The 25010-nt window shown below is 72.4% G+C and carries 23 protein-coding genes; 11 read left to right on the forward strand and 12 right to left on the reverse strand.

Features of this window, described 5'->3' with window-relative positions:
* The first annotated feature begins 3 nt into the window (after window positions 1-3).
* The 9 genes from ACFPA8_RS21900 (at window position 4) to ACFPA8_RS21940 (ending at window position 9490) form a co-directional block, all read left to right on the forward strand.
* A complete protein-coding gene (locus ACFPA8_RS21900) occupies window positions 4-1668 on the forward strand; it encodes a hypothetical protein (protein ID WP_386451136.1) in 1665 nt (554 codons plus the stop codon).
* Between the two features lie 45 nt (window positions 1669-1713).
* A complete protein-coding gene (locus ACFPA8_RS21905) occupies window positions 1714-2145 on the forward strand; it encodes a phage tail protein (protein ID WP_386451137.1) in 432 nt (143 codons plus the stop codon).
* A gap of 1 nt (window position 2146) precedes the next feature.
* Window positions 2147-3049 carry a CIS tube protein gene (locus ACFPA8_RS21910; protein WP_386451138.1) on the forward strand — a complete coding sequence of 301 codons (903 nt, stop codon included), beginning with the start codon at window positions 2147-2149 and terminating at the stop codon, window positions 3047-3049.
* A 9-nt stretch (window positions 3050-3058) separates the two neighbouring features.
* Complete coding sequence (locus ACFPA8_RS21915) at window positions 3059-4969, forward strand: VgrG-related protein (RefSeq protein ID WP_386451139.1); 1911 nt, start codon at window positions 3059-3061, stop codon at window positions 4967-4969.
* Window positions 4970-5017: 48 nt separating this feature from the next.
* On the forward strand, window positions 5018-5293 hold the full coding sequence (locus ACFPA8_RS21920) for a PAAR domain-containing protein (RefSeq protein ID WP_386451140.1): 276 nt from the start codon (window positions 5018-5020) through the stop codon (window positions 5291-5293).
* 1 nt (window position 5294) lies between these two features.
* The gene (locus ACFPA8_RS21925) at window positions 5295-5705 is read left to right on the forward strand and encodes a GPW/gp25 family protein (RefSeq protein ID WP_181766748.1); all 411 of its coding nucleotides are present in this window, start codon (window positions 5295-5297) and stop codon (window positions 5703-5705) included.
* On the forward strand, window positions 5702-7672 hold the full coding sequence (locus ACFPA8_RS21930) for a putative baseplate assembly protein (protein WP_386451141.1): 1971 nt from the start codon (window positions 5702-5704) through the stop codon (window positions 7670-7672). Before ACFPA8_RS21925 ends, ACFPA8_RS21930 begins: the two co-directional genes overlap by 4 nt.
* Window position 7673: 1 nt before the next feature.
* Window positions 7674-8231, forward strand: a complete 558-nt coding sequence (locus tag ACFPA8_RS21935) for a phage tail protein (protein WP_386451142.1) — start codon at window positions 7674-7676, stop codon at window positions 8229-8231.
* A 674-nt stretch (window positions 8232-8905) separates the two neighbouring features.
* Window positions 8906-9490: an NADase-type glycan-binding domain-containing protein gene (locus ACFPA8_RS21940; protein WP_386451143.1), complete on the forward strand. Its 585-nt coding sequence runs from the start codon at window positions 8906-8908 to the stop codon at window positions 9488-9490.
* Between the two features lie 36 nt (window positions 9491-9526).
* On the opposite strand, the gene ACFPA8_RS21945 is transcribed toward ACFPA8_RS21940, so the two are convergent.
* On the reverse strand, window positions 9527-10789 hold the full coding sequence (locus tag ACFPA8_RS21945) for a glycoside hydrolase family 10-like protein (RefSeq protein WP_386451144.1): 1263 nt from the start codon (window positions 10787-10789) through the stop codon (window positions 9527-9529).
* 257 nt (window positions 10790-11046) lie between these two features.
* Here ACFPA8_RS21945 and ACFPA8_RS21950 point away from each other — a divergent pair, with 257 nt between their 5' ends.
* Window positions 11047-11907 carry a 3-hydroxybutyryl-CoA dehydrogenase gene (locus ACFPA8_RS21950; protein ID WP_386451145.1) on the forward strand — a complete coding sequence of 287 codons (861 nt, stop codon included), beginning with the start codon at window positions 11047-11049 and terminating at the stop codon, window positions 11905-11907.
* 15 nt (window positions 11908-11922) lie between these two features.
* On the opposite strand, the gene ACFPA8_RS21955 is transcribed toward ACFPA8_RS21950, so the two are convergent.
* The 8 genes from ACFPA8_RS21955 to infC form a co-directional block, all read right to left on the reverse strand.
* The gene (locus tag ACFPA8_RS21955; protein WP_386451146.1) at window positions 11923-13266 is read right to left on the reverse strand and encodes a PP2C family protein-serine/threonine phosphatase; all 1344 of its coding nucleotides are present in this window, start codon (window positions 13264-13266) and stop codon (window positions 11923-11925) included.
* A 375-nt stretch (window positions 13267-13641) separates the two neighbouring features.
* Entirely contained in the window at window positions 13642-16209 is a 2568-nt protein-coding gene (gene pheT, locus ACFPA8_RS21960) for a phenylalanine--tRNA ligase subunit beta (protein WP_386451147.1), read from the reverse strand.
* On the reverse strand, window positions 16209-17345 hold the full coding sequence (pheS, locus tag ACFPA8_RS21965; RefSeq protein WP_386451148.1) for a phenylalanine--tRNA ligase subunit alpha: 1137 nt from the start codon (window positions 17343-17345) through the stop codon (window positions 16209-16211). Before pheS ends, pheT begins: the two co-directional genes overlap by 1 nt.
* 176 nt (window positions 17346-17521) lie before the next feature.
* Complete coding sequence (locus ACFPA8_RS21970; RefSeq protein WP_386451149.1) at window positions 17522-18754, reverse strand: sensor histidine kinase; 1233 nt, start codon at window positions 18752-18754, stop codon at window positions 17522-17524.
* Between the two features lie 159 nt (window positions 18755-18913).
* Window positions 18914-19810 (reverse strand): TrmH family RNA methyltransferase, encoded by an 897-nt coding sequence (locus ACFPA8_RS21975; protein ID WP_386451150.1) that lies wholly within the window; start codon window positions 19808-19810, stop codon window positions 18914-18916.
* 163 nt (window positions 19811-19973) lie between these two features.
* Window positions 19974-20357: a 50S ribosomal protein L20 gene (gene rplT, locus ACFPA8_RS21980; protein WP_028436556.1), complete on the reverse strand. Its 384-nt coding sequence runs from the start codon at window positions 20355-20357 to the stop codon at window positions 19974-19976.
* A gap of 80 nt (window positions 20358-20437) precedes the next feature.
* Window positions 20438-20632: a 50S ribosomal protein L35 gene (gene rpmI / locus ACFPA8_RS21985; RefSeq protein ID WP_045865535.1), complete on the reverse strand. Its 195-nt coding sequence runs from the start codon at window positions 20630-20632 to the stop codon at window positions 20438-20440.
* 107 nt (window positions 20633-20739) lie between these two features.
* On the reverse strand, window positions 20740-21411 hold the full coding sequence (gene infC / locus ACFPA8_RS21990) for a translation initiation factor IF-3 (RefSeq protein ID WP_074467927.1): 672 nt from the start codon (window positions 21409-21411) through the stop codon (window positions 20740-20742).
* Between the two features lie 271 nt (window positions 21412-21682).
* Between infC and ACFPA8_RS21995 the strand changes: the two genes are divergently transcribed.
* Complete coding sequence (locus tag ACFPA8_RS21995; RefSeq protein WP_386451151.1) at window positions 21683-22081, forward strand: DUF1844 domain-containing protein; 399 nt, start codon at window positions 21683-21685, stop codon at window positions 22079-22081.
* Window positions 22082-22116: 35 nt separating this feature from the next.
* On the opposite strand, the gene ACFPA8_RS22000 is transcribed toward ACFPA8_RS21995, so the two are convergent.
* The 3 genes from ACFPA8_RS22000 to mycP form a co-directional block, all read right to left on the reverse strand.
* On the reverse strand, window positions 22117-22884 hold the full coding sequence (locus ACFPA8_RS22000; protein WP_386451491.1) for an MIP family channel protein: 768 nt from the start codon (window positions 22882-22884) through the stop codon (window positions 22117-22119).
* Between the two features lie 83 nt (window positions 22885-22967).
* Complete coding sequence (locus ACFPA8_RS22005; RefSeq protein ID WP_386451152.1) at window positions 22968-23714, reverse strand: SseB family protein; 747 nt, start codon at window positions 23712-23714, stop codon at window positions 22968-22970.
* An 85-nt stretch (window positions 23715-23799) separates the two neighbouring features.
* On the reverse strand, window positions 23800-24984 hold the full coding sequence (gene mycP, locus ACFPA8_RS22010) for a type VII secretion-associated serine protease mycosin (RefSeq protein ID WP_386451493.1): 1185 nt from the start codon (window positions 24982-24984) through the stop codon (window positions 23800-23802).
* Window positions 24985-25010: the final 26 nt, after the last annotated feature.

Genomic DNA, 25010 nt, shown 5'->3' on the forward strand with positions numbered 1-25010 from the left:
GACGTGTCACCGGTACCTGCCGACACGCCGCCGGCAGCTGCGCCGGCCGTGCCCGCCTGGAGCGAACTGCCGCCGCTCCAGCGTGCGTTGGGGACGCCGCCCGGACTGGTCTCCGACCCGGTCGGCTTCCGCGGTTCGCTGAGCGCCTGGCAGGACACGTCGTTCCAGAGGCCGCTCGGGCATCTCGTCAGCCCAGAAGCGCCGTCCGGGCTCGGACACGGGCTCACCAGCGCGTTCACGGTCAGCCGGGAGACGGAGGAGCTCTCTCGGCCCTCGGAGTCCGCGCCCGGGAGCCCGGAGGGCGGCTCGGCGGCTCCTGCGCCGCTTCAACGGACCGCGGAGAGCGTCTCGTTGACGTCCGCACGGCCGCTCGGGACCTCGCTTCACGAACTGCCGCGACTGACTGTCGCGGCCCCGCAACCTGGGGCGACAAGCACGGACGTCGGCACTGTCGACACATCGACGCCTCCTGCGGCTCCGGTGCAGCGCACCGCCCGGCCTGAAGCGTCCGCCCAACGCGCCGTCGCAGGCACTCCACCCGCCGCGAAGAGGCCCCGCGGCTTCGGGCTCGGCGAGCCGCTGCACAGCCTGCCACCCACCGCGCAGCGGACCGCCGTCTCGGACTCCTCCCAGTCTGCCTCCCGTCCCGACTCCTCCGCCGGGGAAGGGACTTCGGAGCCCGGCCCGGCCGTGGCGGAAGGCTTCGAGGAACCGTCCAGGCCGCTCCTCGGTGACGACCCGCCGACGACGGTTTCCCGTACGGACGAGGGCCCCCAGGAGACAGCGCCGAGCCAACCGGCGGTGGAGCAGAGCGCCGCGCCGCCCGTGATGCACGGCCCCGTGCCCCTCCAGCGCGCTGCCGCGGACGGCACGCCGCTCCCCCGGCTCCCCGCGCCGTCGCCGGAGCCGGTCGTCGCACCGCTCGTCGCCCAGCGCTCCATGCCGCTGTTCTCAGGGGGCGAAGCCGCCTCCGACAGCGCTCCGGCTGCCACGCCGGACTCCGCCCCGCCCGCCGTACCCGTCAGGTGGACCGCACCGGACTCCCCCGGCACCGGCCGTCCGCACACCACGCGCCCAGGTGACCCCGTCGGCAGCAGTTCTCCGGTCGCGACGGCACCCGTCCAGCGAACCGCCGCAGCTCCGCCGACCGCCTCACCTGCTCCCACGCGCCTCGTCACCCCCGCACCACCAGTCCAAAGGACGGTCACGAGCGCCCCGCCGAGCACCCCCGCCCCGCCGACCGCACCGCTGACCGCCTCCACAACCCCCGTCGACGCCGGCTCGGTCGCCGTCGCCGCCGGGGTGGCCCAGCGCATGGCGGACGGGTCCGTCGTCTTCCGGCCCCCCACCGTCCAGCGCGACACCGACGCACCGGCAGCGGACACGGCAGCCGACCCACCACCTCCCCCGGACACACCCGACGAACCCGTCGACCCGCCCCCTGAGCCGGACCCTGAGCCCCCACCCGAACCCGGCGCCGATCCCGCCGACCAGCCCGGTCCCCCGGACGCCAACGGCCCTCAAGGTGCGCACTCGGAGAAGGGCGGCACCCCGAAGGTGACCGACGAGCTCGTACGCGCTCTGTTCGCCCCGCTGAGCCGGATGCTCAAAGCGGAGCTGCGGCTCGACCGGGAGCGGGCGGGCTTCCTCATCGACACGAGGCACTGACCGCCGCCGACCCCGACCACGAGCCCCCGGAGAGAGGAGCTGAGCATGCCCGCCACGGACGACCCCGCGGTCAGCGTCTGCTTCGTCGTCACCATCGACGACATCGAGCTCGGTTCGTTCAACAGCTGCCAGGGCCTGGGCGCCGAGGTGGTGCTGGAGCAGCGTGAGGAGGGCGGCAACAACCATCACATCTGGCAGCTGCCGACCCGTCTGAAGTACCCCAACGTGAAGCTGTCGCGGCCCCTGACGCGCGACACGGAGAAGGTGGCGCGCTGGTTCGCGTCGATGACGACGGGGTTCAGCCGGAAGACCGCGCACATCGAGGCGCGTACGGGCGACGGCCGACCGGTCGCCAGGTGGGGGCTGTTGGAGGTGGTGCCGGTGCGCTGGACCGGCCCCGTCCTCAACGCCGAGCAGCCGAAGGTGGCCGTCGAGACGATCGAGATCGCCCACCACGGCTTCGTGATGGAGGGCTGAGATGAGCACACCTGTCGCGTTCAGCGCCGCGGCGTCGGGGGGCGGAGCCGCCCGTGCGGGCGGTGGTGGACGGCCCAAGCTGGAACACGCGTATCTGGAGCTGCGTACGCCTCCGCCGGGCGGCAGCCTCACGCCGGGCGGGCCCAGCGGGCGCATCGATTTCCAGTTCAACCCCAAGGAGTTGAGCCTCACCAAGGCGGCGGCGTGGAAGCGCAGTCCGGCCAAGGGAGCCAAGAGCGCGGGCCCGCCGGAGTACCAGGGGCCGCAGCCCAGCAAGCTCACCGTGGAGATGTTCTTCGACGCGAGCGACACGCAGGACAGCAGTGTCGTGAAGTCGGTCGAGCAGCTCTTCTCCTGCTGCGTGCCGACGAGTGAGACCCGGCAGCAGCAGCGTTCGTCGCCTCCCTGGGTCGTCTTCCACTGGGGCGGGCTCACCGGATTCCCCGGCTACGTCAGTCAAGTACAGGTCAAATACACCCTGTTCACCACTTCCGGGGTGCCCGTCCGCGCGGTGTGCCAGGTGACGATGGAGGAGATCACCGGTGAGACGCCGGGCCAGAACCCCACGTCGGGCTCCCTGCATTCCCGCCGCGTCCACCGGGTCCAGACGGGCGACACGCTGCCGCACCTGGCCTGGCAGGAGTACGGCGACCCCACGGCCTGGCGGGTGATCGCCGAGGCCAACAACATCGACGACCCCATGCGGCTGGCAGGGGGCCGGGAGCTTCTGCTGCCCGCGCTGGACGAGTTGGACCGCCTCCAGACCTCGCCGCACCACCCCGAGGCGCTGTGGGAGGGCGGCCAGGAGGTACCGCAGGGTCGCGCCGGGAACCGGGCCCTTCCCCCGGGCGGCTTTCCACGGTTCCCCGGCAACGCCCTCGACACCCCCGCTCCGGGACGGTGAGGCGGGGTCATGGCCGGACAGAGCGTCGCGAAATCGGTGGTCGTCGAGTTCGAAGGGCGGGCGCTGCCCGCCGCGTTGGCGAACACGCTGGTCGAGGGCTACGTAGACGACAGCCGGACGCTGCCCGACCTGTTCGTGCTCCGCTTCCGCGACCCGAGCCGCACGCTGCTGGAGAAGGCGGGCGTCAAGGTCGGCACGGCGGTACGGCTGTTGGCCAGGGCAGGCGGAACGTCGACGCAGCCGCTGCTCACCGGAAGCGTGACCGCTCTGGAGCTGGAGATCGACGACACGGGCACGTTCACGGTGGTGCGCGGCCTCGACGAGTCGTACCGCCTCTTCCGCGGCCGTCGGGTGGCCAGCTACCAGAACATGACGCTCTCCGACATCTGCGCCCGCGTCGCACAGCGCGCCGGACTCAAGCCCGGCAAGGTCGACGTCGCGGGGCCCGTGCGCGAGCACGTGGCCCAACCCAACATCTCCGACTGGGAGTTCCTGCGCGCTCTCGCCGAGGAGGCGGGTGCGCAGCTGTACGTCGCCGACGGGCGGGTGCACGTCACCAAGCCCACCGAGGCGGCCGGAGCCCCGGGAGTCTCGGCGCGGGCCGCCGGCGAACCCCTGGTCCTGGAGATGGGAGACAACCTGCTGCGCTGCCGGGCCGCGGTCTCGGCGGCCGAGCAGGTCTCCGGCGTCGAGGTGCGCGGCTGGGACGTGAAGGCCAAGCAGGCGCTGGTCGGGCGTGCAGCGGCGGGCAGGACCGGCACTCTCGACCTGGGCGTGACGGCCGCGCAGGTCACCGAACCGTTCGGCGAGGCCGACTTCGTCGTGAGCGACGCCGCCTACGGCACGCAGGCCGAGGTGGACCAGGCGGCGAAGGCCGTCGCGGAACGCATCGCCGGGTCCTTCGCGGAGCTGGAGGCGGTCATCAGGGGCAATCCGCAGGTGCGGGCGGGGGGTGCTGTCACGCTGGCCGGGGTCGGCGCGCCTTTCGAGGGCCGGTACACGGTCACCTCCTCGCGGCACGTCTTCGACTCCCGGCGCGGTTACGAGACTTGGGTGACCGTCTCGGGGCAGCAGGAGCGCACGCTGTTCGGTCTGACGGGCAGCGACGGACGGGGCACGGCCGGCGGAGCACGCTGTACGGGCCTGGTCAACGGAACCGTGACGGACACCAAGGACCCCGACGGCCTCGGCAGGGTCAAGGTCCGCTTCCCGTGGCTGTCCGACGAGTACGCGAGCGACTGGGCCCGTACGGCGCAGGCGGGCGGCACAGGCGGCGGCGAGGCGTTCATCCCCGAGGTGGGGGACGAAGTGCTGGTCGGCTTCGAACAGGGCTTTCTGGACCGCCCGTTCGTGCTGGCGGCGCTCTACAACGGGCAGGACAAGCCTGGCGGCGGGGGCGGAGCAGGTGCCGGGGGCGGGCCCGGCGCGGCGGGAGGCGGAGCCGGGAACGAGGACGGCGAGTCCGTCGACCCGACGACGGGCGCGGTCAACAAGCGCGCCTTCGGCTCCAGGAGCGGCAACAAGCTGGAGGTCCTGGACGCGGCCAACGGCGCGCAGGGCGTCCGGCTGGTGACCGGGGACGGCAAGTTGAAGATCGCTCTGGACCGGAGGGGCACGACGATCGTGCTGCACAGCGACGGCACGGTGCAGATCGACGCCAAGGAGAAGGTCTCCGTCAGGGCCGGGGACGGAGTCGCTCTCGACGCGGGGGACGGCGCCCTCGAACTCTCCGGCAGCTCGGTGAAGTTGACCTCGCGCAGCGGAGTCGACGTCGACGGCGGCAACGGCCGCGTCACCCTCGCGACGGGCGGCGCCATGGAGGTCAGGGGCAGCCAGGTGACCGTGGCGGGCGACACCCGTACCGAGGTGAAGGGCGGTCAGACCGTGTCCGTCAACGCGCCCATGGTGCGCCTGAATTGACCCCGGTGCCGACCGCACGGCGCATCGGGCGAGGAAGAGGAGGAGCACATGTCCGCAGCGGCACGCGTCGGTGACCCCACCGCGCACCCGGGCACGATCGGTCCCCCGGGCGTGCCCAGCGTGCTCATCGGCGGCAGGCCCGCCGCGACCGTGGGCACCTCGCACCAGTGCGCCTCGCCCGCCGCCCATCCGCCCGGTCCCCTTGCCGGGCCCGGGAGTTCGAGCGTCCTGATCGGCGGAAGACCGGCGGCTCGCGTCGGCGACAAGGCCGGCTGCGGTGCCGCCGTCACCTCCGGGTGCCCGACCGTCCTGATCGGAGGGTGAGGTGGCGCAGCAGTTCATCGGCCGCGGCTGGGCGTTCCCGCCCCGTACGGACGCCACCGGCAGCATCGCCCTGGTGGGCGGCGACCGGGAGATCGAGGAGGCCATCAGGGTCGTGCTGGGCACCTCGCCCGGCGAGCGGCCCATGCGCCCCGAATTCGGCTGCGCCCTGGGCGAGTACGTCTTCGCGCCAGCCGATGCCGGCACCGCCGGGCAGCTGTCGTACGAGGTGCGGCTCGCCCTGGAGCGCTGGGAGCCGCGCATCGAAGTGGCGGACGTGGCCGTGCGTTTCGACGGCGCCGACGACGGCGTCCTCTACATCGACATCAGTTACGCGGTGCGCGGCACGAACGATCCGCGCAACCTCGTCTTCCCGTTCTATGTGATCCCGCAGCGCGAGGAGGGTGGAGCATGACGCTCCCCAGTCCCAACCTGGACGACCGGCGCTTCCAGACCCTGGTCGACGAGGCGAAGCGGCTGGTGCAGCAGCGGTGTCCGGAGTGGACGGACCACAACGTCTCCGACCCCGGGGTGACGCTCATCGAGGCGTTCGCGACGATGGTCGACCAGCTCGTCTACCGCCTCAACCGGGTCCCGGACAAGAACTATCTGGCCTTCCTCGACCTGATCGGCGTCCGGCTCTATCCGCCGACGGCCGCCCGTACGGATGTGACCTTCTGGCTGTCGGCGCCGCAGCCCGAGCCGGTGCGCGTCCACGCGGGCACGGAGGTGGCCACGCTGCGCACCGAGACGGAGGAGGCGGTGGTCTTCACCACCAGGCGCGATCTGTCGGTGGTGCCGTGCTCCTACGCGCATCTGGCCACGTGGCCCGGCTCGGGGCGTGCCGCCGACCGTTCCGAGGAGCTGGCGCTCCAGCGTGACGTGCCGTGCTTCCAGGCATCACCGGTGCCCGGGGACTGCCTCTGCATCGGCTTGTCCGTCCCGGTGCCCGGCTGTGTGCTGGTGTTGCGGCTGGACTGCCGTGTGGAGGGCGTCGGCGTCGACCCGCGCAGGCCGCCGCTGCTGTGGGAGGCGTGGGACGGCAGCGGCTGGGTCCCCTGCACCGTCGACAAGGACGACACGGGCGGCTTCAACAAGGCGGGCGAGGTCATCCTGCACATGCCCGCCACGCACGCCGTCACGACGGTCGCCGGACATGCGGGCGGCTGGGTCCGCTGCCGCCTGGTGGAGGCGGTCGAGGGCACGCCGACGTATCTGCAGTCGCCGACCGTGCGGGGTGTCACGGCGTTCACCATCGGCGGGACCGTGGAGGCGGCGCACGCCGAGACCGTCCACGAGGAGCCGCTGGGGATCTCGGAGGGGGTGCCGGGGCAGGAGTTCCACGTGGCCCGGCCTCCGGTGGTGCAGGACGAGGAGCCCTTCGTCGTCGAAGTGGCCGAGGGAGAGGGCTGGGTGGAGTGGACACGCGTCGACAGCTTCGCGCACTCCACACCGGCCGACCGCCACATCACGCTCGACCCCAACTCGGGCCGCGTGGACTTCGGTCCGGCCCTGCGTGAGCGGAACGGAAGCCTCCGGTTCAACGGCGCGGTGCCGCCCAAGGGCTGTCCCGTCCGGGTGCGCCGCTACCGCACGGGCGGCGGCAGCGCGGGCAACGTGGCCCGCGGCGCGCTGCGGGTGCTGCGCAGCTCTCTGCCGTACGTGGCCCGGGTGGAGAACCGGCGTCCGGCCCAGGGCGGCGTCGACGGGGAGAGCATGGAGAACGTCCGCGTACGGGGCCCCATGACGCTGCGCACGCTGCACCGTGCCGTCGTCCCCGCCGACTACGAGCAGCTCGCGGCCGAGGTGGCCCCGGACGCCGCCCGCGTGTGCTGCGTACCGGTGGGCGCGGCCGACGCCGCGGGGCCGGACGACGAACAAGGCGGCGGCGTAAGGCTGCTGGTGGTCCCGGCGGGCAGCGGCGACGCGCAGGGCCGGATCGAGTTCGACCAGCTGAGACCGCCGGAGGACACGCTCGCGACGATCGCCGCGCACCTGGAGTCGCGGCGTCCCGTCGGTGCCCGGCTGATCGTCGGACCCCCCTACTACCAGGGCGTCACGATCGTCGCCTCCGTACAGGCCGTGCGGGGCGCCTCACACGAGAGGCTGCGGGACGAGGCGCTGGCGGCACTGTTCGGCTACTTCAACGCGCTCACCGGCGGCCCTGACGGGCACGGCTGGCCCTTCGGACGTCCGGTGCACTCCGGTGAGGCCTTCGCCGTCCTTCAACAGGTGCCGGACGTCGACCTGGTGGAGGACGTCCGTCTCTTCCCCGCCGATCCGGTCACGGGGGAACGGGACGAGGCCACGAACAAGATCACCCTCGACCGGCACGCCCTGGTCTTCAGCTACGAGCACCAGCTACGCGTGCGGGAGGCGTGACATGCGCGCCTCGGTGCCCGGACTGCCCAGCCCCCGCCCGCTGCTGCGTCAGCTCCCCGCCCTGTATGTCGAGGACGACTTCCTGCATCGGTTCCTCGGCGCCCTGGACGAGGTGCTGGCGCCGGTGCTGCTGACCCTCGACAACCTCCCCGCACACCTGCACCCCGTCACCGCCCCGGACGACTTCGTCGCGTGGCTGGCGAGTTGGGTGTCGGTGGAGGTCGACGAGGAGCGCCCCGTCACCCAGCGGCGCGCCGTGGTCTCCGGGGCTGTCGTACGGCACCGCAGACGCGGCACGAAGGAGGGCCTGGCGGCGGCCGTACGCGTCGAGACCGGCATCGAACCGGAGATCACCGAGAGCGGCGTGTGCACGTGGAGCACGGACCCGCACGCCGCGCTCCCCGGAGACGGACCGCCCTGGGTACGGGTGCGGTTGCGCGCCCCGGAACCGGATCGGGTGGACCGGGCGGGACTGGAGAAGCTGATCACGGCCGAGGTGCCGGCGCACGTGGGGTACGAGCTGGAGATCCTGCCCACGACGGAGGGAGCGGGACCGTGACGACCTGTCCCGAATGCGGCCACCGCAACGCGCCGGACATGCAGTTCTGCACGTCCTGCCAGGCGTTCCTGGGCTGGGAGGACGAGAGCGAGCGGGAACCGCGGGACCGGCCCGCCCCCGCCGGCGGAGCGGACTCGGGCACGCCCGGTACCGTCCCCGACTCACCGCGGCGTCCCCCGAGTTGGAGCACGCCCGACGGAGGAGAGAGCCGGCCCGGCGCACTCGACAGGGGGAGCGCTGCGACTCCGCCCATGCCGCGGCACTCCCCCACCGTTCCGCCGGCACCCCCCGCACCGCACGCCGCGCCCCCGCCCGCGCCGCACACCGCACCCCCGCCCGCGGCGCCTCGCCCGGAGCCGGCCGCCCCGGCAGCGGAGACTCCGGCAGCGGCCGCTCCCCGCCGTCCCGGCGACGAACTCGCCGGAGGGGCGGGCCCCCGCCACGACGAGGAGGAACGCCCCGCACCCACACCCGCGCCCCCGCCCACGTCCACTCCGCCGGCCCCGCGAACGTCCCGTACTTGTCCCCGCTGCCGGACGGTGAACCCCGCAGACCGCAGGCTCTGCCTCGGCTGCCACAGCGTCCTCGACCCGGCACGGACACCGGACACATCCCCGCCCCCGGGTCCGCTCCCGTGGTGGCGGAGGCTGACGGGCCCGGACCCCGAGCGCCGCATGGCAGCGGGCAGCCGGCCACGGCACCGCATCCTGCCCCGACCGCGGATCGCCCTGCCGCTGGTCCTGCTCCTCCTCGCGGTCGTCGCCTGGCTCTCGCGCGCGCAGCTCGCCGAGTTCTTCGACTTCGCCCGGGACAGTACGGGCAAGCCGGAGGCGCTCCAGGTGACAGGGCCGACCGCTTCCAGTTCCGCACCCGGCCACAGGCCGGCCGCTGCCTTCGACAAGCTCAGCAACCGCTACTGGGCCCCCGCGCGGGCCGGCACGTTCACCGGCCACTACGTGCGGGCCTCGTTCGAGAAGCCGGTGCGGCTGCACAAGTTGCTGATCACGCCCGGGACTTCGGCCAAGCAGGACGAGTACCTCAAGGAGGCGCGTCCCTCGCACATCACGCTGACGCTCCTGCAGGAGTCCGGCGAGCGGACCACCAAGTCGCTCCGCCTCAAGGACCAGGCGGGGGACCAGAGCTTCGACGTCCGCGGTTCGGACGTCGTGCAGGTCACGGTGGCGGTCGAGGACGCGTACGGCGCGCGCCCGGCGCGGCGCCCGGCCATCGCCGAACTCGAGTTCTTCGGGCGCCGCTGAGGCGGCGTCCCCGACTCGTGTGCTCCGGCGGCTGCTTCAGCGCCGCCGCGCCGTGTAGTGGTCGGCGACCACGCGGGCCATCGCGCCGATCTTGTCCTCGTCCACCTCCTTGGCCGAGAAGAAGACGTGTCCCCGCACCTCCGGCAGCGACTTGCAGAGTGTGAGGTGCCGGGACAGCTCTGCGGGGTCCTGCCAGGCCTCCGGCTGCGCGGGATCGCCCGCCTTGTACAGCGCCTCGCCGAGGTACAGACGCGTGCCGGTCCCCCGTACGGTCTCCGCCCACCAGGGCGCCAGCTCGGCGTAGTCCGCGTCCTCGAAGCCCATGTGCCAGTAGATCTGCGGAAGGATGTAGTCGATCCACCCCTCCCGCGCCCACCGGCGTGTGTCGGCGTAGTTGTCGTCGTAGCTCTGCACCTGCGCGGCGGTGTCCGAACCCGCCGGGTCGCTGGTGCGGTTGCGCCAGACCCCGAAGGGCGAGACTCCGAAGGGCAGTTGCGGCTTGACCCGGTGTACGCGGTGGGCGAACTCCCTCACCAGCAGGTTGATGTTGTTGCGGCGCCAGGACGCGAGGTCCGGGAAGTCCTTCCCGTACTCCTTGAAGGCGTCGCTGTCGTCGAAGGTCTCCCCGGGCACCGGATAGGGGTAGAAGTAGTCGTCCCAGTGGACGGCGTCGATGTCGTAGCGCACCACCGCGTCCAGCATGGCGTCCTGGACGAAGCGCCTGACCTGCGGCAGCCCCGGGTTGTAGTAGAGCTTGCCGCCGAAGGGGACCACCCACTCCGGGTGCCTGCGGGCGGGGTGGCCGGCCACCAGCTTCCCGGGATCGTCGTGCAGCGCGACGCGGTACGGGTTGAACCACGCCTCGACGGCCAGGTCCCGGCGGTGTGCCTCGCGGACGGCGAAGCGCAGCGGGTCCCAGCCGGGCTCCTTGCCCTGCGTGCCGGTCAGCCACTCCGACCACGGCTCGTACCGCGACGGCCACAACGCGTCAGCAGTCGGACGGACCTGCAAGTACACGGTGTCGAGACGGCGGCGGCACGCCACGTCCAGGTGCCGGACCAGTTCCGCCTGCTGCTCCTCGGCGCTGAGGCCGGGTCCGCTGGGCCAGTCGCGGTTGTCGACGGTGGCGATCCACATGCCGCGTACGTCGCGGTGGCCGCCGCCGTGACCGGGGCCCTGGTCCAGCCGCCTGCGGTCGTACGCCGCCGCGCGGGCGTTGGCCGAGCCGGTGACGCCCCACAGCGTCCCCGCCGCGCCCGCCGTTCCCGCTGCGAAGCTCCTCCGCGTGATCCGTCGCATCTCTTCCCCCTGCACCTTCGTCGCCCTGCCGGTCGGTGAGCCGTGGTCCCCGGCTCCATGGTCCCTCGAAGCGGTGGAGACCAATCCGCCGATGCTGTCGTGCTGACCGCATACGGACAAGCCCCCGCACCGGCTTCCGCCCCCGCTCCACGGGGACAGGGCGCGCGGGGTAACGTCGGGCGGCGTACGGGGGCTCTCAGGGGACGGCTGTGCATGCCCGCGCCGCCCCGGACCACAGGATCAGCGAAAGGCACGAGGTGACGGACATCGAACGCGTCGGAGTGGTGGGCTGTGGCCAGATGGGCGCCGGCATCGCCGAGGTGTGCGCGCGGGCCGGTCTGGACGTCATGGTCGCCGAGACCACGGGCGAAGCTCTGGAGCTCGGCCGTACCCGGCTTGTGAACTCCCTCGGCAAGGCCGCCCAGCGAGGCAAGATCACCGAGGAGGAGCGGGACGCGACGCTCGGCCGGCTCACCTTCACCACGGACCTGGGCGACTTCGCCGACCGCGATCTCGTCGTCGAGGCGGTGATCGAGAACGAGCAGGTCAAGACCGAGATCTTCCAGGTGCTCGATCAGGTCGTCACCCGCGGCGACGCCATCCTCGCGTCCAACACGTCCTCGATCCCGCTGGTCAAGCTCGCGGTCGCCACGTCCCGCCCCGACCAGGTCATCGGGATCCACTTCTTCAACCCCGCCCCTGTGCAGCAACTGGTGGAGATCATCCCGGCGCTGACCACGGCCGACGAGACGATCAAGCGCGCCGAGGCGGCGGTCTCCGGTCTCCTCGGCAAGCACACGATCCGCGCCCAGGACCGCTCGGGTTTCGTGGTCAACGCCCTGCTCATCCCGTATCTGCTCTCCGCGATCCGGATGTTCGAGTCGGGGATCGCCAACCGCGAGGACATCGACAACGGCATGGAGATGGGCTGCGCCCACCCGATGGGCCCGCTCAAGCTCACCGACCTCATCGGCCTGGACACGGTCGCCTCCGTCGCCGACTCCATGTACGCGGAGTTCAAGGAGCCCCTGTACGCCGCTCCTCCGCTGCTGCAGCGGATGGTGGACGCGGGGCGGCTCGGACGTAAGGCGGGCGCGGGCTTCTACGCCTACAGCTGACCCCGGGCCCGGGGATCACGGACAGGAGCACGGCAGCCGCACAGCGACCCGTTCCCTGACTGCGTCCTGTGGCTGCCCGTGCACCCGGCACCGGTCGTTGCGGAGCGCGAGCAGCGCCACGTCGTCCGGTAGCCGGGTGCGTGTGTGGCTGAGCAGTTCCTGCCGTACGTGGCCCACGACGTCCGCCGGCGTGGCGGGCTTCGGGGGAGCCTCCCGTGTCTTCTCGGTGACGGCGGCTCGCACGACTTCGGGCAGCGGGAAGAATTCACCGGACGCGTTCCGGGCGTCCTCCGCCCCGTCCGTGTAGAGAAACAGCGTCTCGCCGGGCGGGAGCCGGAACCGGAACGGCTGCGGCCCCCCGGGCGGCAGCGGCAGCAGGCCCAGCGGGGGCAGCGGTTCGTCCTCAGCCACCGGGTCCACAGCGGGAGTCCCGTCACGCTTCCGGGAGAGCCGGTAGGGCCAGGGATGGCCGCAGTTGAGGGCGGTGACCGTGCCTTCGGGGCGGACCTCCAGCAGCAGCACCGTCACGAACTCCTCGTCGGTGTCGTCGATTCCGCCGGCCGCCCTGTGGTCCGCAGCTCCCGGCGCGGTGACCGGGCCGCCCGCGGCGTGCCCCTGCGCCGAGTGGCCGACGACGTTCAAGTGCCGGTCGAGGGCTCTCTCCAGACGGCGCAGCACCTGTGCCAGGTCCTGCTCGTCGTGTGCCGCCTCCCGGAAGGCGCCGAGCACCGCGGCGACCGTACTGACCGCTCCCAGCCCGTGACCCCGTACGTCGCCGATGACGACGCGTACTCCGTGGACGGTGGCCACCGCGTCGTACAGATCGCCGCCGACTGCCGCGCAGCGGGCCGCCGAGAGATACCCGCCCGCGATGCTGAAGTCCTCGATGCGCGGAGGAAGCGGCCTTATCAGTGCTTGTTGCGCAGCGGTGGCCGCCTCACGGGTGCTCTTCAACTCGTCGGCGAGGCGCGTCCGCCGGCGTACTGCGTAACAACTGGCCAGCGCCACACAGAGGATGGCCGCGGTGGTCGCCGGCCGGCCGGCGAACTGCTCGTACTCGGGGCAGAGACCGAGCGGATAGAGCGCGAGAAGCGCGCACCCGCCGCCGAGCCAGATGCCCGCTCTGCCCGCGCTTCCCGCGCAGGCGAGGGCGGGTGTCGCGGCCAGCAGCGCGACGACGTGCGTCCCCGCGGGAAGCCTGCACTCCCAGAACATGACCCCGACGACCCATACGGCAGGCGCGAGATGGACCACGAGACGACTGGCGGAGAAGTGCCGGGGGACCTCGGGTCCGTCCGTCGCCGGCCCGGCGTCTCCGGGAGCCCTGACGTCGACGCTCACTGCCCGGTCTGCGGTCATACGGTCGGTCCCTCCGGCCTGTGAGGCGATCGCCCGCCTCACCCGTGCTGTCGCTCGGCTCCCTCCCGCGCCTGGGCACGTCGTTCGGCGATCAACACGATCGTGGTCGAGCCCGGAGGCCGGATGACCTGCCTCCGCGATTACTCACTCGATTGAGTGAGCCGCGGGTACTCGTAGCGCGTACACCTGTGCGGACAACGAGAGGGGCGCCCGGACCTCAGTCCGCGCGCCCCTCAAATCCGCTGCTCCCCCGGGCCGTCGGCAGGTGCCCGACCCTAAGCGCCAGGGCCCCGCGGTGGTGCGGGACCTCCCCCGGAGCGGGCGTCCCGCACCACCGCCGTGTGACGGAGCAGGTGGACGTTCCCCGTCAGGGCATCAGCCGGCCGCCGGAGCCCCCGAGCCCGCTTCGGCGCCCCGCAGTACCGCACCCGTACGTTCCACAGCGGCAGCCACCGCCGCGTCCCGCGCCGCCGAGGCCTCCTCCGCCTTGAGCGTGCGGTCGGCGGCACGGAAGCGCAGTGCGTACGCCAGCGACTTCTTGCCCCTGCCGAGCTGCTCCCCGGTGAAGACGTCGAACAGGCGCAGGGACTCCAGGAGTTCGCCCGCGCCGGTGCGCAGCGCCGCCTCCACCTCCGCCGCGGGCACGGACTCGTCCACCACGAGCGCCACGTCCCGCGTCGCCACCGGGAATCCCGAGACACGCGGCGCCGGGACGACACCGCCGCCCGCCCGCGCGAGGAGGTCGAGGTCGAGCTCCATCGCGCTGGTGCGCTCCGGCAGCCCCATCGCCTTCACCACACGCGGGTGCAGCTCGCCGGCATGCCCGACGAGCACCTCCCCGCCTTCGTGGGTGACGTACAGCGCGGCGCAGCGCCCCGGGTGCCACGGCTCGTACCGCCCGTTGCGGACAGTCAGTTCCGCGCCTGCCTCGCGGGCGACGGTACGGGCCGACTCGACGGCGTCCGCCCATCCCGCCGGACGTCCCTCGCCCCACCAGCCGGACGTCTCCCGCGGGCCCGCCAGCACGGTGGCCACGTGCCGCGGCTGATCCGGCAGGGCCTTCTCCAGCGCGGCGACGTCCTCGTCGGAGGGGCGTGCGTCGACCCGCAGCCGGGCGGCGCGCGTCTCGGAGCCCGTCGGGAGGAAGACGAGACCCGTCTCGAACAGGGCCAGGCCACCCTGGCTGTCCTGGCTGCCGCGCCCTTCGTTGCGGCGCAGCGTGGCGAGCAGCCCCGGCAGCAGCGTGGTGCGCATCCCCGGTTCCTCGTCGGACAGCGGGTTGACCAGCGTGACCGTGCGGCGGCGCGGGTCGTCCTCGGGCAGGCCGAGCTGGTCGAACGAGGCGGCGCCTACGAAGGGGTAGTTGAGGGCCTCGACGTATCCGGCGCCGGCCAGCGCACGGCCGGTCCGGCGCAGCAGCCGCTGCCTCCCGGTCAGGCCCCGGCCGGCCGGCGGGCGGGGCAGCGTCGAGGGCAGGTTCTCGTACCCCTCCAGGCGGATGACCTCTTCGGCGAGGTCGTTGGGGTCGGTGAGGTCGGCGCGCCAGGACGGCACGGTGACGGTCAGCTCGTCCTGCCCGTACACGTCGCAGCCCACCTGCTGCAGGCGGCGTACGACTGCCTCCCTGCCGTAGCTGACACCGGCGACACGGTCGGGATGCCCTGCCGCGATCTTGATGGTGTGCGGCCCGTGCGGGGCGGCGAACTCGGTGACGCCGGCCTCTGCCGTGCCGCCGGCGAGCAGCACCAGCAGGTCGACGGTCCGCTGTGCGGCGGCGGCTGCGGCCTCGGGGTCGACGCCGCGCTCGAACCGGCGCGAAGCCTCCGAGGAGATCTTGTGGCGGCGGCTGGTACGCGCCACGGTGACCGGGTCGAAGTGTGCGGCCTCCACGACGACTTCGGTCGTACCCCGCCACTCGCCGCTCTCCGGGTCCTGCTGCGGGTCGGCGATCTCGCTGTTGACGCCGCCCATGACGCCGGCGAGCCCGATGGGGCCTTCGTCGTCGGCGATGACGAGGTCCTCCGGGTCCAGCGTGCGCTTGCTGCCGTCCAGGGTCGTCAGCCGCTCCCCCGGTGCCGCGCGGCGGACGCTGATGTGTCCGTGCAGCCGCTCGCGGTCGTAGGCGTGGAGCGGTGAACCCAGCTCCAGCATCACGTAGTTGGTGATGTCGACGGGCAGCGAGACCGGGCGCATCCCGGCCTTCTGCAGCCTCCGCTGCAGCCAGATCGGCGACCTGGCGTCGGGGCGCAGGCCGGTGACCGTACGGGCGGCGAAGCGGTCGCACGCCTTGGGGTCGGCGACGTCGACCTGGAAGCCGTGCGCGTTGGGCTTGGGGACGTCCAGCAGCGCCGGGTCGCGGAGCTGCTGCCCGTACGCCGTGGCCGTCTCGCGGGCGATGCCGCGCATGGACAGGCAGTAGCCGCGGTCGGGGGTGACCGCGATGTCCAGCACCTCGTCGACGAGTTCGAGCAGCTCGATGGCGTCGGTGCCCGGTTCGTACTCGGGCGGGAGGACGATGATGCCTCCGTGGTCGTCGCCCATGTCCAGCTCGGCCGCCGAGCAGATCATGCCCTCGGAGACCTTGCCGTAGGTCTTGCGCGCGCTGATGGCGAAGTCACCGGGCAGCACGGCGCCGGGCAGGACCACGACGACCTTGTCTCCGACGGCGAAGTTGGTCGCGCCGCAGACGATGTTCTGCGGTTCGCCCGTGCCCCCGGCCTGTCCGACGTCGACCTGGCAGTAGCGGATCGGCTTCTTGAAGCCCGTCAGCTCCTCGATCGCGAGGACCTTGCCGACGACGAGCGGGCCCTTGAGCCCGGAGCCGAGCCGCTCGACGGTCTCGACCTCCAGACCGGCCTCGATCAGTTTCGCCGCGACGTCCCGGCCGGTCTCACCGGCAGGCAGCTCTACGTACTCTCGCAGCCACGAAAGCGGGGCGCGCATCAGATCTCCATCCCGAACGGCCTGGTGAAGCGCACGTCACCCTCGACCATGTCTCGCATGTCCTCGACGTTGTGGCGGAACATCATCATCCGCTCGATCCCGAACCCGAAGGCGAACCCGCTGTACTTCTCCGGGTCCACGCCGCAGGCGGTCAGGACACGGGGGTTGACCATTCCGCAGCCGCCCAGCTCGATCCAGCCCTCGCTGGAGCAGGTGCGGCACGGACGGTCCGGGTTGCCGACGGACGCGCCGTGGCAGCGGTAGCAGACCATGTCCATCTCGGCCGAAGGCTCGGTGAACGGGAAGTAGTTGGGGCGCAGCCGCGTGTGGACGCCCTCGCCGAACAGCTCCCGCACCATGTGGTCGAGGGTGCCCTTGAGGTCGGCCATCGTCAGGCCCTCGTCCACGGCGAGGAGTTCGACCTGGGTGAAGACGGGGGTGTGGGTCGCGTCCAGCTCGTCGGTGCGGAAGACCCGGCCGGGGCAGATGACGTAGAGAGGGGGCCGGCGCTCCAGCATCGTGCGGATCTGCACGGGTGAGGTGTGGGTGCGCAGCACGACACCGCTGTCGCCCTCCTCGTCCTCGCCGCCTCCCTGGCCGGCCCGCACGAAGAAGGTGTCCTGCATGGTGCGCGCAGGGTGGTCGGGGGCGATGTTGAGGGCGTCGAAGTTGAACCACTCGGCCTCGGCCTCGGGGCCCTCGGCGACCTCGTAACCCATCGCGACGAACACGTCCTCGACGCGCTCGGAGAACGTGGTCAGCGGGTGCCGGGCACCGGCGGGCGTGCGGTCGTAGGGCAGAGTGACGTCGACGGCCTCCTCGACCAGCACACGCTCGTCACGCTCGCGCTCCAGCTCCTCCTGCCGCTGCTTCAGCGCCTGGCCCACCGCTCCGCGGGCCTGGCCGACGCGCTTGCCGGCCTCCGCCTTCGCGTGCGGGGGCAGCGCGCCGATCTCGCGGTTGGCGAGAGCCAGCGGAGAGCGGTCGCCGGCGTGGGCGGCCTTCACCTCACGCAGCTCTTCGAGATCACCGGCGGCGGCCACGGCGGAGAGCGCCTCGGCCTTGGCCTGGTCGATCACTTCCGGTTTCAGCGCCTCGACCTCGACAGGGTCGTAGGACTTATTGGGTGCGGACATCATTTCCCGTGCTTCCGATTGGCTTTGGCTGCGCAAGAGTGCCGACAGCCGAGTCTAGAGGGGCCGGCGTGATCACTCGTACACGGATGTGATCACCGGGCCCCCTCCCCGGCGCTGCGCACCGGGAGGGAGACCTGCGGATGCCCCTTGGGGACCGGGAAGCCCGTGCGCGCCGCTCAGGCCATGAAGGCCGGGGCACCCACGGGCAGGGTAAATCGGAACTGGGCGCCGCCGGCGGCCGCCCTGCCCACTGTGATCGTCCCGCCGTGCGCCTCGACGATGCCCTTGACGATGTAGAGGCCCAGGCCGGTGCCGCCCCGCCTGCTGCCCCGCCAGAAGCGGGTGAAGACGCGGCTCATCGACTCCTCGGGGATGCCGGGGCCTTCGTCGCTCACGGTGACTGCCGTTCCTTGTTCGTCGATGCGGGCCGGTGCGGGTGCCACGTCGATGGTGACAGTGCCCGCGCCGTGCCGCACCGCGTTTTCCAGCAGATTGCCCAGCACCTGGTCGATCTTGTCCGGATCGGCCCACAGACCGGGCAGCGGGTCCGCGATGCGCACGACGAAGCGGTCGGCGGAGCGTCCGGCCGCGATGTGGGCACCGACGTGACGGCGTACCGCCGCGGCGATGTCCAGGGGCTGCCGCCGCACCTCCAGCCGTCCGGAGTCGATACGCGATATGTCGAGCAACTCGGCGATGAGCCGCGTGATGCGGTTGGCGTCGGCGTCGACGGTCTCCAGCATCAGCTGCTTCTGGTCGTCGGTGAACCGCTCCCACTTGGCGAGCAGCGTCGCGGTGAAGCCCTTCACGGAGGTGAGCGGGGAGCGAAGCTCGTGGGCGACGGTTGCTATGAGTTCCGCGTGGCTGCGCTCCGCCCGTCTGCGGGCTTCCGTGCCGCGCAGACTCACGACCAGCCGCTCCAGGGGACCCTGGGGGCGCGCGCGTACGTAACGTGCGGCGACCAGCACCTCACGGCCGCCCGGCAGGAGCAGGTTCCGCTCGGGCTGGCGGGTGCGGGTGGCGAGGCCGCCGTAGGGGTCGGTGAGCTGCCACCACCGGCGGCCGTCCATGTCCTCGAGGGGCAGCGCGCTGTGCAGGGGAAGGCCCAGGGCGTCGGCCGGGTCGCAGCCGGTGAGGCGCGCGGCGGCGGCGTTGAAACAGACGATGTGGCCCGTACGGTCGGCGACGACGAGCCCGTCGGGCAGATCGTCGGGGTGCACGGCCTGGGTCTCGCCGACGGGGAGCGAGCCGTGAGCCCCACGGGGGGCTTCCCGCGCGTCTTCCGCGGATGCGGCGAGGCCTGCGGTCGGGGCCGGGCCGGCGCCGGTGCGTCCCTCGAACGTGTTCCCGTGGCTGCCGGCGCCGGAGACCACCCCGCGTTCCTGGGTGCCGTACGCCCGCACGTCCATCGCCGCCGCCCCCCTTCTGACCACTCGCCTCCGCCCCCGGGCGAGCCACCCTACTAGTCGCTCTCCGCACTGTCCCTCCCCGTGACGAGGCGTTGAAGCCGCACTCGAGCGAGGGGAGCGCGCGGGGCGTACGCCTCCGAGCGCACGTCTGCGCTGTGACTATCCCCGTGCCTCGTCGTGCTGCGTCCCCGCGCGGCATCCCCCGGGCGCTCGCTGCGCACGCGCAGAGGCGTACAGGCAGACGGCAGCCGCCGTGGCGAGGTTCAGACTCTCCGCCCGGCCGTGGATGGGGACCCGCACTGCCGCGTCGGCGAGGGCGCGCGTCTCCTCCGGCAGACCCCAGGCCTCGTTGCCGAAGATCCACGCGGTGGGAGAGCCCATGGTGCCGGCGTCGAGTTCGCCGTCGAGGTCGTGTTCTCCGGTGCCGTCGGCGGCCAGCAGACGCACCCCGGCGGCGCGCAGCCCCTCGGCGGCGGCCGCGGCGGGCACCCCCACCGCGACGGGCAGGTGGAAGAGCGAACCGGCCGACGCGCGCACCGCCTTGGGGTTGTAGACGTCGACGGAGGCGTCGGTGAGGACGACTGCGTCGGCTCCCGCGGCGTCGGCGCAGCGCAGCACGGTTCCGGCGTTGCCGGGGTCGCGTACGTGGGCGAGGACGGCGACGAGCCGGGGCCGGGCGGCCAGCAGCTCGTCCAGCGGGCGGTCCAGGAAGCGGCAGACCCCGATGAGCCCCTGGGGATTCACCGTCTGCGCGATGTCGGCCAGGGTGGGGACGTCGGCGAGATGCACGCGTACGCCGCTGCCCCGTGCCTGTTCCAGGATCTCCGGGTGCCGTTCGGCGGCCTCCGCGGTGGCGAACAGCTCCAGCAGCACGGGCCCGTCCCCGCCGGCGGTCCCCGCGGTGCGGGCAGCGCTCTGCGTGACGGCCTCTCGTACGGCCTGCGGGCCCTCGGCGAGGAAACGGCGGTCCTTGGCGCGGAAGTTGCGGCGGACCAGCCGACGGGCTGCGGCGACGCGCGCCGAGCGCGGCGAGATCAGATCGGGGGTGGTGCCCATGGACGGCGGCTCACTTCACGGTTCGTAGCGGCTCGGCGGCTCAGCGGCTCGGCATGCGCGCGGCAGGCCGGCAGGCAGGCAGACGCCCACGCACAGCAGCGGACCGGCAGGCGCGTGCCTGCCGGTCCGCTGCTGTGCGTCATGCGCGTGCGCGGCGCGTGCTTCAGGCGGCCTTCGGAGCGTTGACGTCGCTCGGGAGGGCCTTCTGCGCCGCCTCGACGAGGGCGGTGAAGGCGCCCGCGTCGTTGACCGCCAGGTCGGCGAGGATCTTGCGGTCCACCTCGATGTTGGCGGCCTTCAGACCCTGGATGAAGCGGTTGTAGGTGATGCCGTTGGCGCGGGCGGCGGCGTTGATGCGCTGGATCCACAGCTGCCGGAAGTCGCCCTTGCGCCGCTTGCGGTCGTTGTAGTTGTAGACGTAGGAGTGGGTGACCTGCTCCTTCGCCTTCCTGTACAGCCGCGAGCGCTGGCCGCGGTAGCCGCTGGCCTGCTCCAGGATCGCCCGGCGCTTCTTGTGTGCGTTGACTGACCGCTTGACGCGTGCCACTTGATGACTCCTTGGTACACGGGGCCGGTCTGGTGGACGACCACCCAGCCCGAATCGATTGGGTCCCGGTCGGGCTGGCCTTACTTGCCGAGAAGCTTCTTGACCTTCTTGGCGTCGGCCGGGGCCATCTCGGTCTTGCCGGCAAGGCGGCGCGTCAGCGTGGACGGCTTGTGCTCGAGAAGGTGGCGGCGACCGGCACGCTGGCGCATCACCTTGCCGGAGCCGGTGATCTTGAAGCGCTTACGGGCACCACTGTGCGTCTTGTTCTTCGGCATGTCGCCGTTCACTCCTCGTCGGAGACGCCCCGGTCCGCCGGCGGACCGGCATACGGAAGCGTCGTGTATCGCTGTTTCGGGTTTCCGAGGCGGGGCCCCAGGAGGGCTCACGCCTCGGCGGGCTCCTCGGCGGGCTCTTCCACAGGGCTGCTGTCCTGCTGGCGGCCGGCCTTGCGGGCGGCCTGAGCCTCGCGGGCCTCGGCCATCGCCTCGGTCTTCTTCTTGTGCGGACCGAGCACCATGATCATGTTTCGGCCGTCCTGCTTCGGGTTGGATTCCACGAAACCCAGGTCGGCGACGTCGTCCGCGAGGCGCTGCAGCAGCCTGAAGCCCAGCTCGGGGCGGGACTGCTCACGTCCGCGGAACATGATCGTGATCTTGACCTTGTCACCCTGCTTGAGGAACCGGACGACGTGACCCTTCTTGGTGTCGTAGTCGTGCGGGTCGATCTTCGGCCGGAGCTTCATCTCCTTGATGACCGTGTGCGCCTGGTTCTTGCGCGCCTCACGGGCCTTCATGGCCGACTCGTATTTGAACTTTCCGTAGTCCATGAGCTTGCAGACGGGCGGACGTGCCGTCGCTGCCACCTCGACCAGGTCGAGGTCGTACTCCTGCGCAAGCTCCAGGGCCTTGGCAAGCGGCACGATGCCGACCTGCTCGCCACTGGGACCGACGAGTCGCACCTCGGGGACGCGAATCCGGTCGTTGATGCGGGGCTCGGCGCTGATGGGGCCTCCTCGGGTACACCACGCGGCGGTCTGGCGGACGGCCGCGCGCAGTCAGGTTTCGATGACCACCGCGCCGAGACGCACAAAACGCCCCTGACGGACACAGGCGGGGCTCCTCAAAGACCGGGAGCACCGACGCGACATTCCGCGGGGCGCAGCCTGACCGTTGACCCGCGGTCCCGAGGACCGTCAGGTGGGAGTTCGGAGCCTCCACTTGCGGGCTGAAGAGACGTTCTCCAGCCGGTCGATATCCCAGCATACCAGGGGCCGGGAGCACTCCCCACCGGGGTCGCGGGAAGCCGGAAGCTCTAGGGTGGCACGCATGAGCGACTCCGCACCCACCGGCCCGGCCGGGCCCGCCGACGGCACTCCGGGGACGTCCGGGGCCCCCGACTTCGACAGCATGACCCGTGACATCGCGGACGTGCCGGCGGTGGAGGTGATCACCACGGTCGCCGTCCATCTGATGAGTTCGGCCGCGGTCAATCTCGGCCTCTCCGAGGGGGGCGAGGAGCACCGCGACCTGGACGAGGCGCGGAAGCTGATCCACGCCCTCGCCGGCCTGGTCACGGCGAGTGCCACGGAGATCGGTTCGTACCACGCCGCTCCCCTGCGCGACGGGCTGAAGTCGCTGCAGCTGGCCTTCCGGGAGGCATCGGCCGTACCGGACGAGCCGGGGCAGGGGCCCGGTGAGAAGTTCACGGGCCCGGTCCTCGGCTGAGTTCCCTCCCGGCCCGCCGCCCAGGCCGGAACTGCTCAGCGGGGGCTTCCCGAGGGCTGCAGGTTCCTGCTCAGCTCGGCCCCGGCGGACGGGTGCGTGACGCGGTGCACGACAGCCGCCAGTGCTCCGCCGAGCAGTGGCGCCACGAGGAAGAGCCACAACTGCGTCAGGGCCGCCCCGCCCGCGAAGACCGCCGGGCCGAGACTGCGGGCAGGGTTGACCGAGGCGCCCGTCAGCGGGATGCCGATCAGGCTGACGACGGCCAGCGTGATGCCGATGGGCAGCCCGGCGAAGCCCGCCACGGTCACCTTGTGCGTCATGCACAGGAAGACGTACACGAGCAGCGCGGTCAGCAGCAGCTCGGCCACGAAGGCTCCGCCGAGGGTGATGCGTACCGCTGAGCGGTCGCCGAAGCCGTTGGTGCCGAAGGCCTCACTGGTCCGCAGGCCCGGGACCTGCTTCGCCACCAGGAAGAGCAGCGCCGCCCCGGCGATGGCGCCGGCGACCTGCGCGACCCAGTAGCGGACGGCGGTCTGCATGTCGAGGCGCTTGGCCACCAGCATGCCCAGGGTCACGGCCGGGTTGATGTGGGCACCGGAGACAGGTCCGATCGCGTAGGCGAGAGCCAGCAGCGTGAAGCCGAACGCGAGGGCGATACCGAGCGTGCCGATGTACTCGCCCGACAGCACCGAGGCGCCGACCGCGAAGAAGACGAGAACCAGGGTTCCCAGGAACTCCGCCGTTGTGGTCTGCAGCTCCGTGTCGGCCGAGATGGCACTCCTGACATGTCTGAATTGCTCCATCATCTTTCGAGTCTGGAGCGCCACTGGCGGGCCCGCACGTCGAGCGGGTGAATGCCGCGGGGCCGCCGCCCCGCGCAGGACCGTCAGCGCAGGTGCAGGGCGCCGTCGGGCAGCGCGCTGCCGGGCGGGAGCAGTGCCAGTTCCAGGCCGCGCACAAGCCGGGCGCGCAGCGTCTCGTCGGCGGCGAGGGCGCTGGAGAGGCGCCGCGCCGTGGCGGCGGCGTCCGCGTGCGGCGTCAGGGCGAGAGCCAGGGTGGCGTCGCTGTCCTCACCGCCGGGCAACAGGTGCGCGCCGGCGACGTCCGGTTCGGCGGCCAGGACCGCTCTCAGCGCCGCCGCGACGTCCGGATCCCGGGCGGGCCGCACCCGCGTCCGGCCCTCGGCGAGGGCCCGCAGCGCCGGGCCTGTGAGCTGGTAGGTGACGGGTCCGGCGAGATCGAGGACGAGGGTGTCGGCGTTCTCGTGCGCGAGGGCCTGCAGGGCCTGATGCAGCCGGACGGCGACGGGGCGTGCGTCCTCGCGCCAGCGGCTCAGCGCGGCGGTGCTGGTGAAGGCGGGCAGGGCGCGGCGTCCGCCGGGGGCGGTGAGGGTGGGCACGGCCATGTCGCTGGTCTTCTCCCGGCGCAGCCCCGCGTCGTCCGTCTCGCTCTCGCCGAGCACGGCGACGACGGGAACCAGGAGGCGCGCCTCCTGGAGGGCCCGCAGCACGCGCTGCTCGGCGTCCGGGCCCGTACGCTCCGCGTTCCAGGCCGCGAGGGCCTCCGCGAGCGCGGGGTCGGCCGCACCGGTGTCGTCGGCGAAGCCAGGGTCGGGGATGTTCTTCAGCGCCACGGAGGGTGAGCCTAGTCCGTGGGTCAGGGGCCTCCTCCCGGCGGCCCCGGACGGCCGCCGCTCCGCGCGAACGGGAGGGCCCCCGTCACTGCCGGGGCATGCGGCGGCTCAGGCCGCGAAGCGTCTCCAGGTTCACGCCGCGGTGGACCGCCACCGCGCTCGCGATCAGCAGCAGGCCGACGAAGCCGGTGATGGTGGCGAGCCAGCCCGCGCTGAGGCCGTCGTCCGGGCCGGCGCCGAAGAACTCGTTCTGGTACGCCTGCGGGCTCGGCTGCTGCTTGCGCGGCTTGATGTTGGAACCCATCTCGATGGCCGCCGCCGGATCGACGACGCCGGTCCCGAGGGCGTCGCTGCGGCCGCCTTCGGGTGTGTTCCGGGCCGTGTCGGAGACCAGTTCCTTGATCTGGGCGGGGCTCAGGTCGGGATGTGCGGCACGTACGAGCGCGACCGCGCCGGAGGCGAAGGCCGACGCGGCGCTGGTGCCCCACCCCTCGTAGTAGCGGCGGTCGGGATCGGCTATGAGCACGTCCTTGCCCGGTGCCGCGACGGTGGCGTACCAGCGCCGCGTGGAGAACGCGGCACGTGCGCCGCGCCGGTCCACCGCTGTCACCGCGATCACGCCGGGGTACGCGGCCGGGTAGGAGACGTGGTCGCCCTCTTCTCCGCCGTTGCCCGCGGAGGCGACGACGACGGAGCCCTTGCTCAGGGCGTACCGCACGGCGGCGTCCTCGCGGGCCTCGGGATGTGCGGAGTCGCTGTCGTCGCCGAGGGAGAGGTTGATGACGTCGGCGCCCTTGTCGGCCGCCCAGCGGATGCCCTCGGCCAGGGCTCCCGCGCTCTTCTCGCGGGCTTTCTTGCGCTGCGGGTCGGCGTCCTCGAGCAGCACCCGTACGGGCAGGATCTTGGCCTCCGGTGCGACGCCCGTGACCCCCTGGGCGCCGCCCTTGCCGTGTCCGTGCCCGGCGATGAGGCCGGCCATCGCCGTGCCGTGCCGGGCCCATTCGCGGTCGCCCTTCTCGGCTCCGACGCCGACGAAGTCCCGGCCGCGCAGCACGTTGCCCTTCAGGTCGGGGTGGTCCGACGCCACGCCCGTGTCGAGGACGGCCACCGTGATGCCTCTGCCCTTGGTCGTCTTCCACGCGTCCGGCGCCTGGATGGCCTTGAGCGCCCACTCCTGGCGCGGCACGTCCTCACCGGCGGCGTGGGCACCGCCGGCCGCCGGCAGGAGTGCGAGCAGCGCCACGAGAGGCAGGGCCGCCACGCGGCGCACGAGCGCGCGCCGGGCGCGCGAAGACG

This window comes from Streptomyces ovatisporus (assembly GCF_042653885.1).
GTDB classification, from domain to species: Bacteria; Actinomycetota; Actinomycetes; order Streptomycetales; family Streptomycetaceae; genus Streptomyces; species Streptomyces ovatisporus.

What these genes read in the sequence shown, in the direction of transcription:
- ACFPA8_RS21905 (WP_386451137.1), top strand. Translation starts at nt 1,714, where the DNA reads ATGCCCGCCACGGACGACCCCGCGGTCAGCGTCTGCTTCGTCGTCACC.
- ACFPA8_RS21910 (WP_386451138.1), top strand. Translation starts at nt 2,147, where the DNA reads ATGAGCACACCTGTCGCGTTCAGCGCCGCGGCGTCGGGGGGCGGAGCC.
- ACFPA8_RS21915 (WP_386451139.1), top strand. Translation starts at nt 3,059, where the DNA reads ATGGCCGGACAGAGCGTCGCGAAATCGGTGGTCGTCGAGTTCGAAGGG.
- ACFPA8_RS21920 (WP_386451140.1), top strand. Translation starts at nt 5,018, where the DNA reads ATGTCCGCAGCGGCACGCGTCGGTGACCCCACCGCGCACCCGGGCACG.
- ACFPA8_RS21930 (WP_386451141.1), top strand. Translation starts at nt 5,702, where the DNA reads ATGACGCTCCCCAGTCCCAACCTGGACGACCGGCGCTTCCAGACCCTG.
- ACFPA8_RS21935 (WP_386451142.1), top strand. Translation starts at nt 7,674, where the DNA reads ATGCGCGCCTCGGTGCCCGGACTGCCCAGCCCCCGCCCGCTGCTGCGT.
- ACFPA8_RS21940 (WP_386451143.1), top strand. Translation starts at nt 8,906, where the DNA reads ATGGCAGCGGGCAGCCGGCCACGGCACCGCATCCTGCCCCGACCGCGG.
- ACFPA8_RS21945 (WP_386451144.1), bottom strand. Translation starts at nt 10,789, where the DNA reads ATGCGACGGATCACGCGGAGGAGCTTCGCAGCGGGAACGGCGGGCGCG.
- ACFPA8_RS21955 (WP_386451146.1), bottom strand. Translation starts at nt 13,266, where the DNA reads ATGACCGCAGACCGGGCAGTGAGCGTCGACGTCAGGGCTCCCGGAGAC.
- pheT (WP_386451147.1), bottom strand. Translation starts at nt 16,209, where the DNA reads ATGCGCGCCCCGCTTTCGTGGCTGCGAGAGTACGTAGAGCTGCCTGCC.
- pheS (WP_386451148.1), bottom strand. Translation starts at nt 17,345, where the DNA reads ATGTCCGCACCCAATAAGTCCTACGACCCTGTCGAGGTCGAGGCGCTG.
- ACFPA8_RS21970 (WP_386451149.1), bottom strand. Translation starts at nt 18,754, where the DNA reads ATGGACGTGCGGGCGTACGGCACCCAGGAACGCGGGGTGGTCTCCGGC.
- ACFPA8_RS21975 (WP_386451150.1), bottom strand. Translation starts at nt 19,810, where the DNA reads ATGGGCACCACCCCCGATCTGATCTCGCCGCGCTCGGCGCGCGTCGCC.
- rpmI (WP_045865535.1), bottom strand. Translation starts at nt 20,632, where the DNA reads ATGCCGAAGAACAAGACGCACAGTGGTGCCCGTAAGCGCTTCAAGATC.
- ACFPA8_RS21995 (WP_386451151.1), top strand. Translation starts at nt 21,683, where the DNA reads ATGAGCGACTCCGCACCCACCGGCCCGGCCGGGCCCGCCGACGGCACT.
- ACFPA8_RS22000 (WP_386451491.1), bottom strand. Translation starts at nt 22,884, where the DNA reads ATGGAGCAATTCAGACATGTCAGGAGTGCCATCTCGGCCGACACGGAG.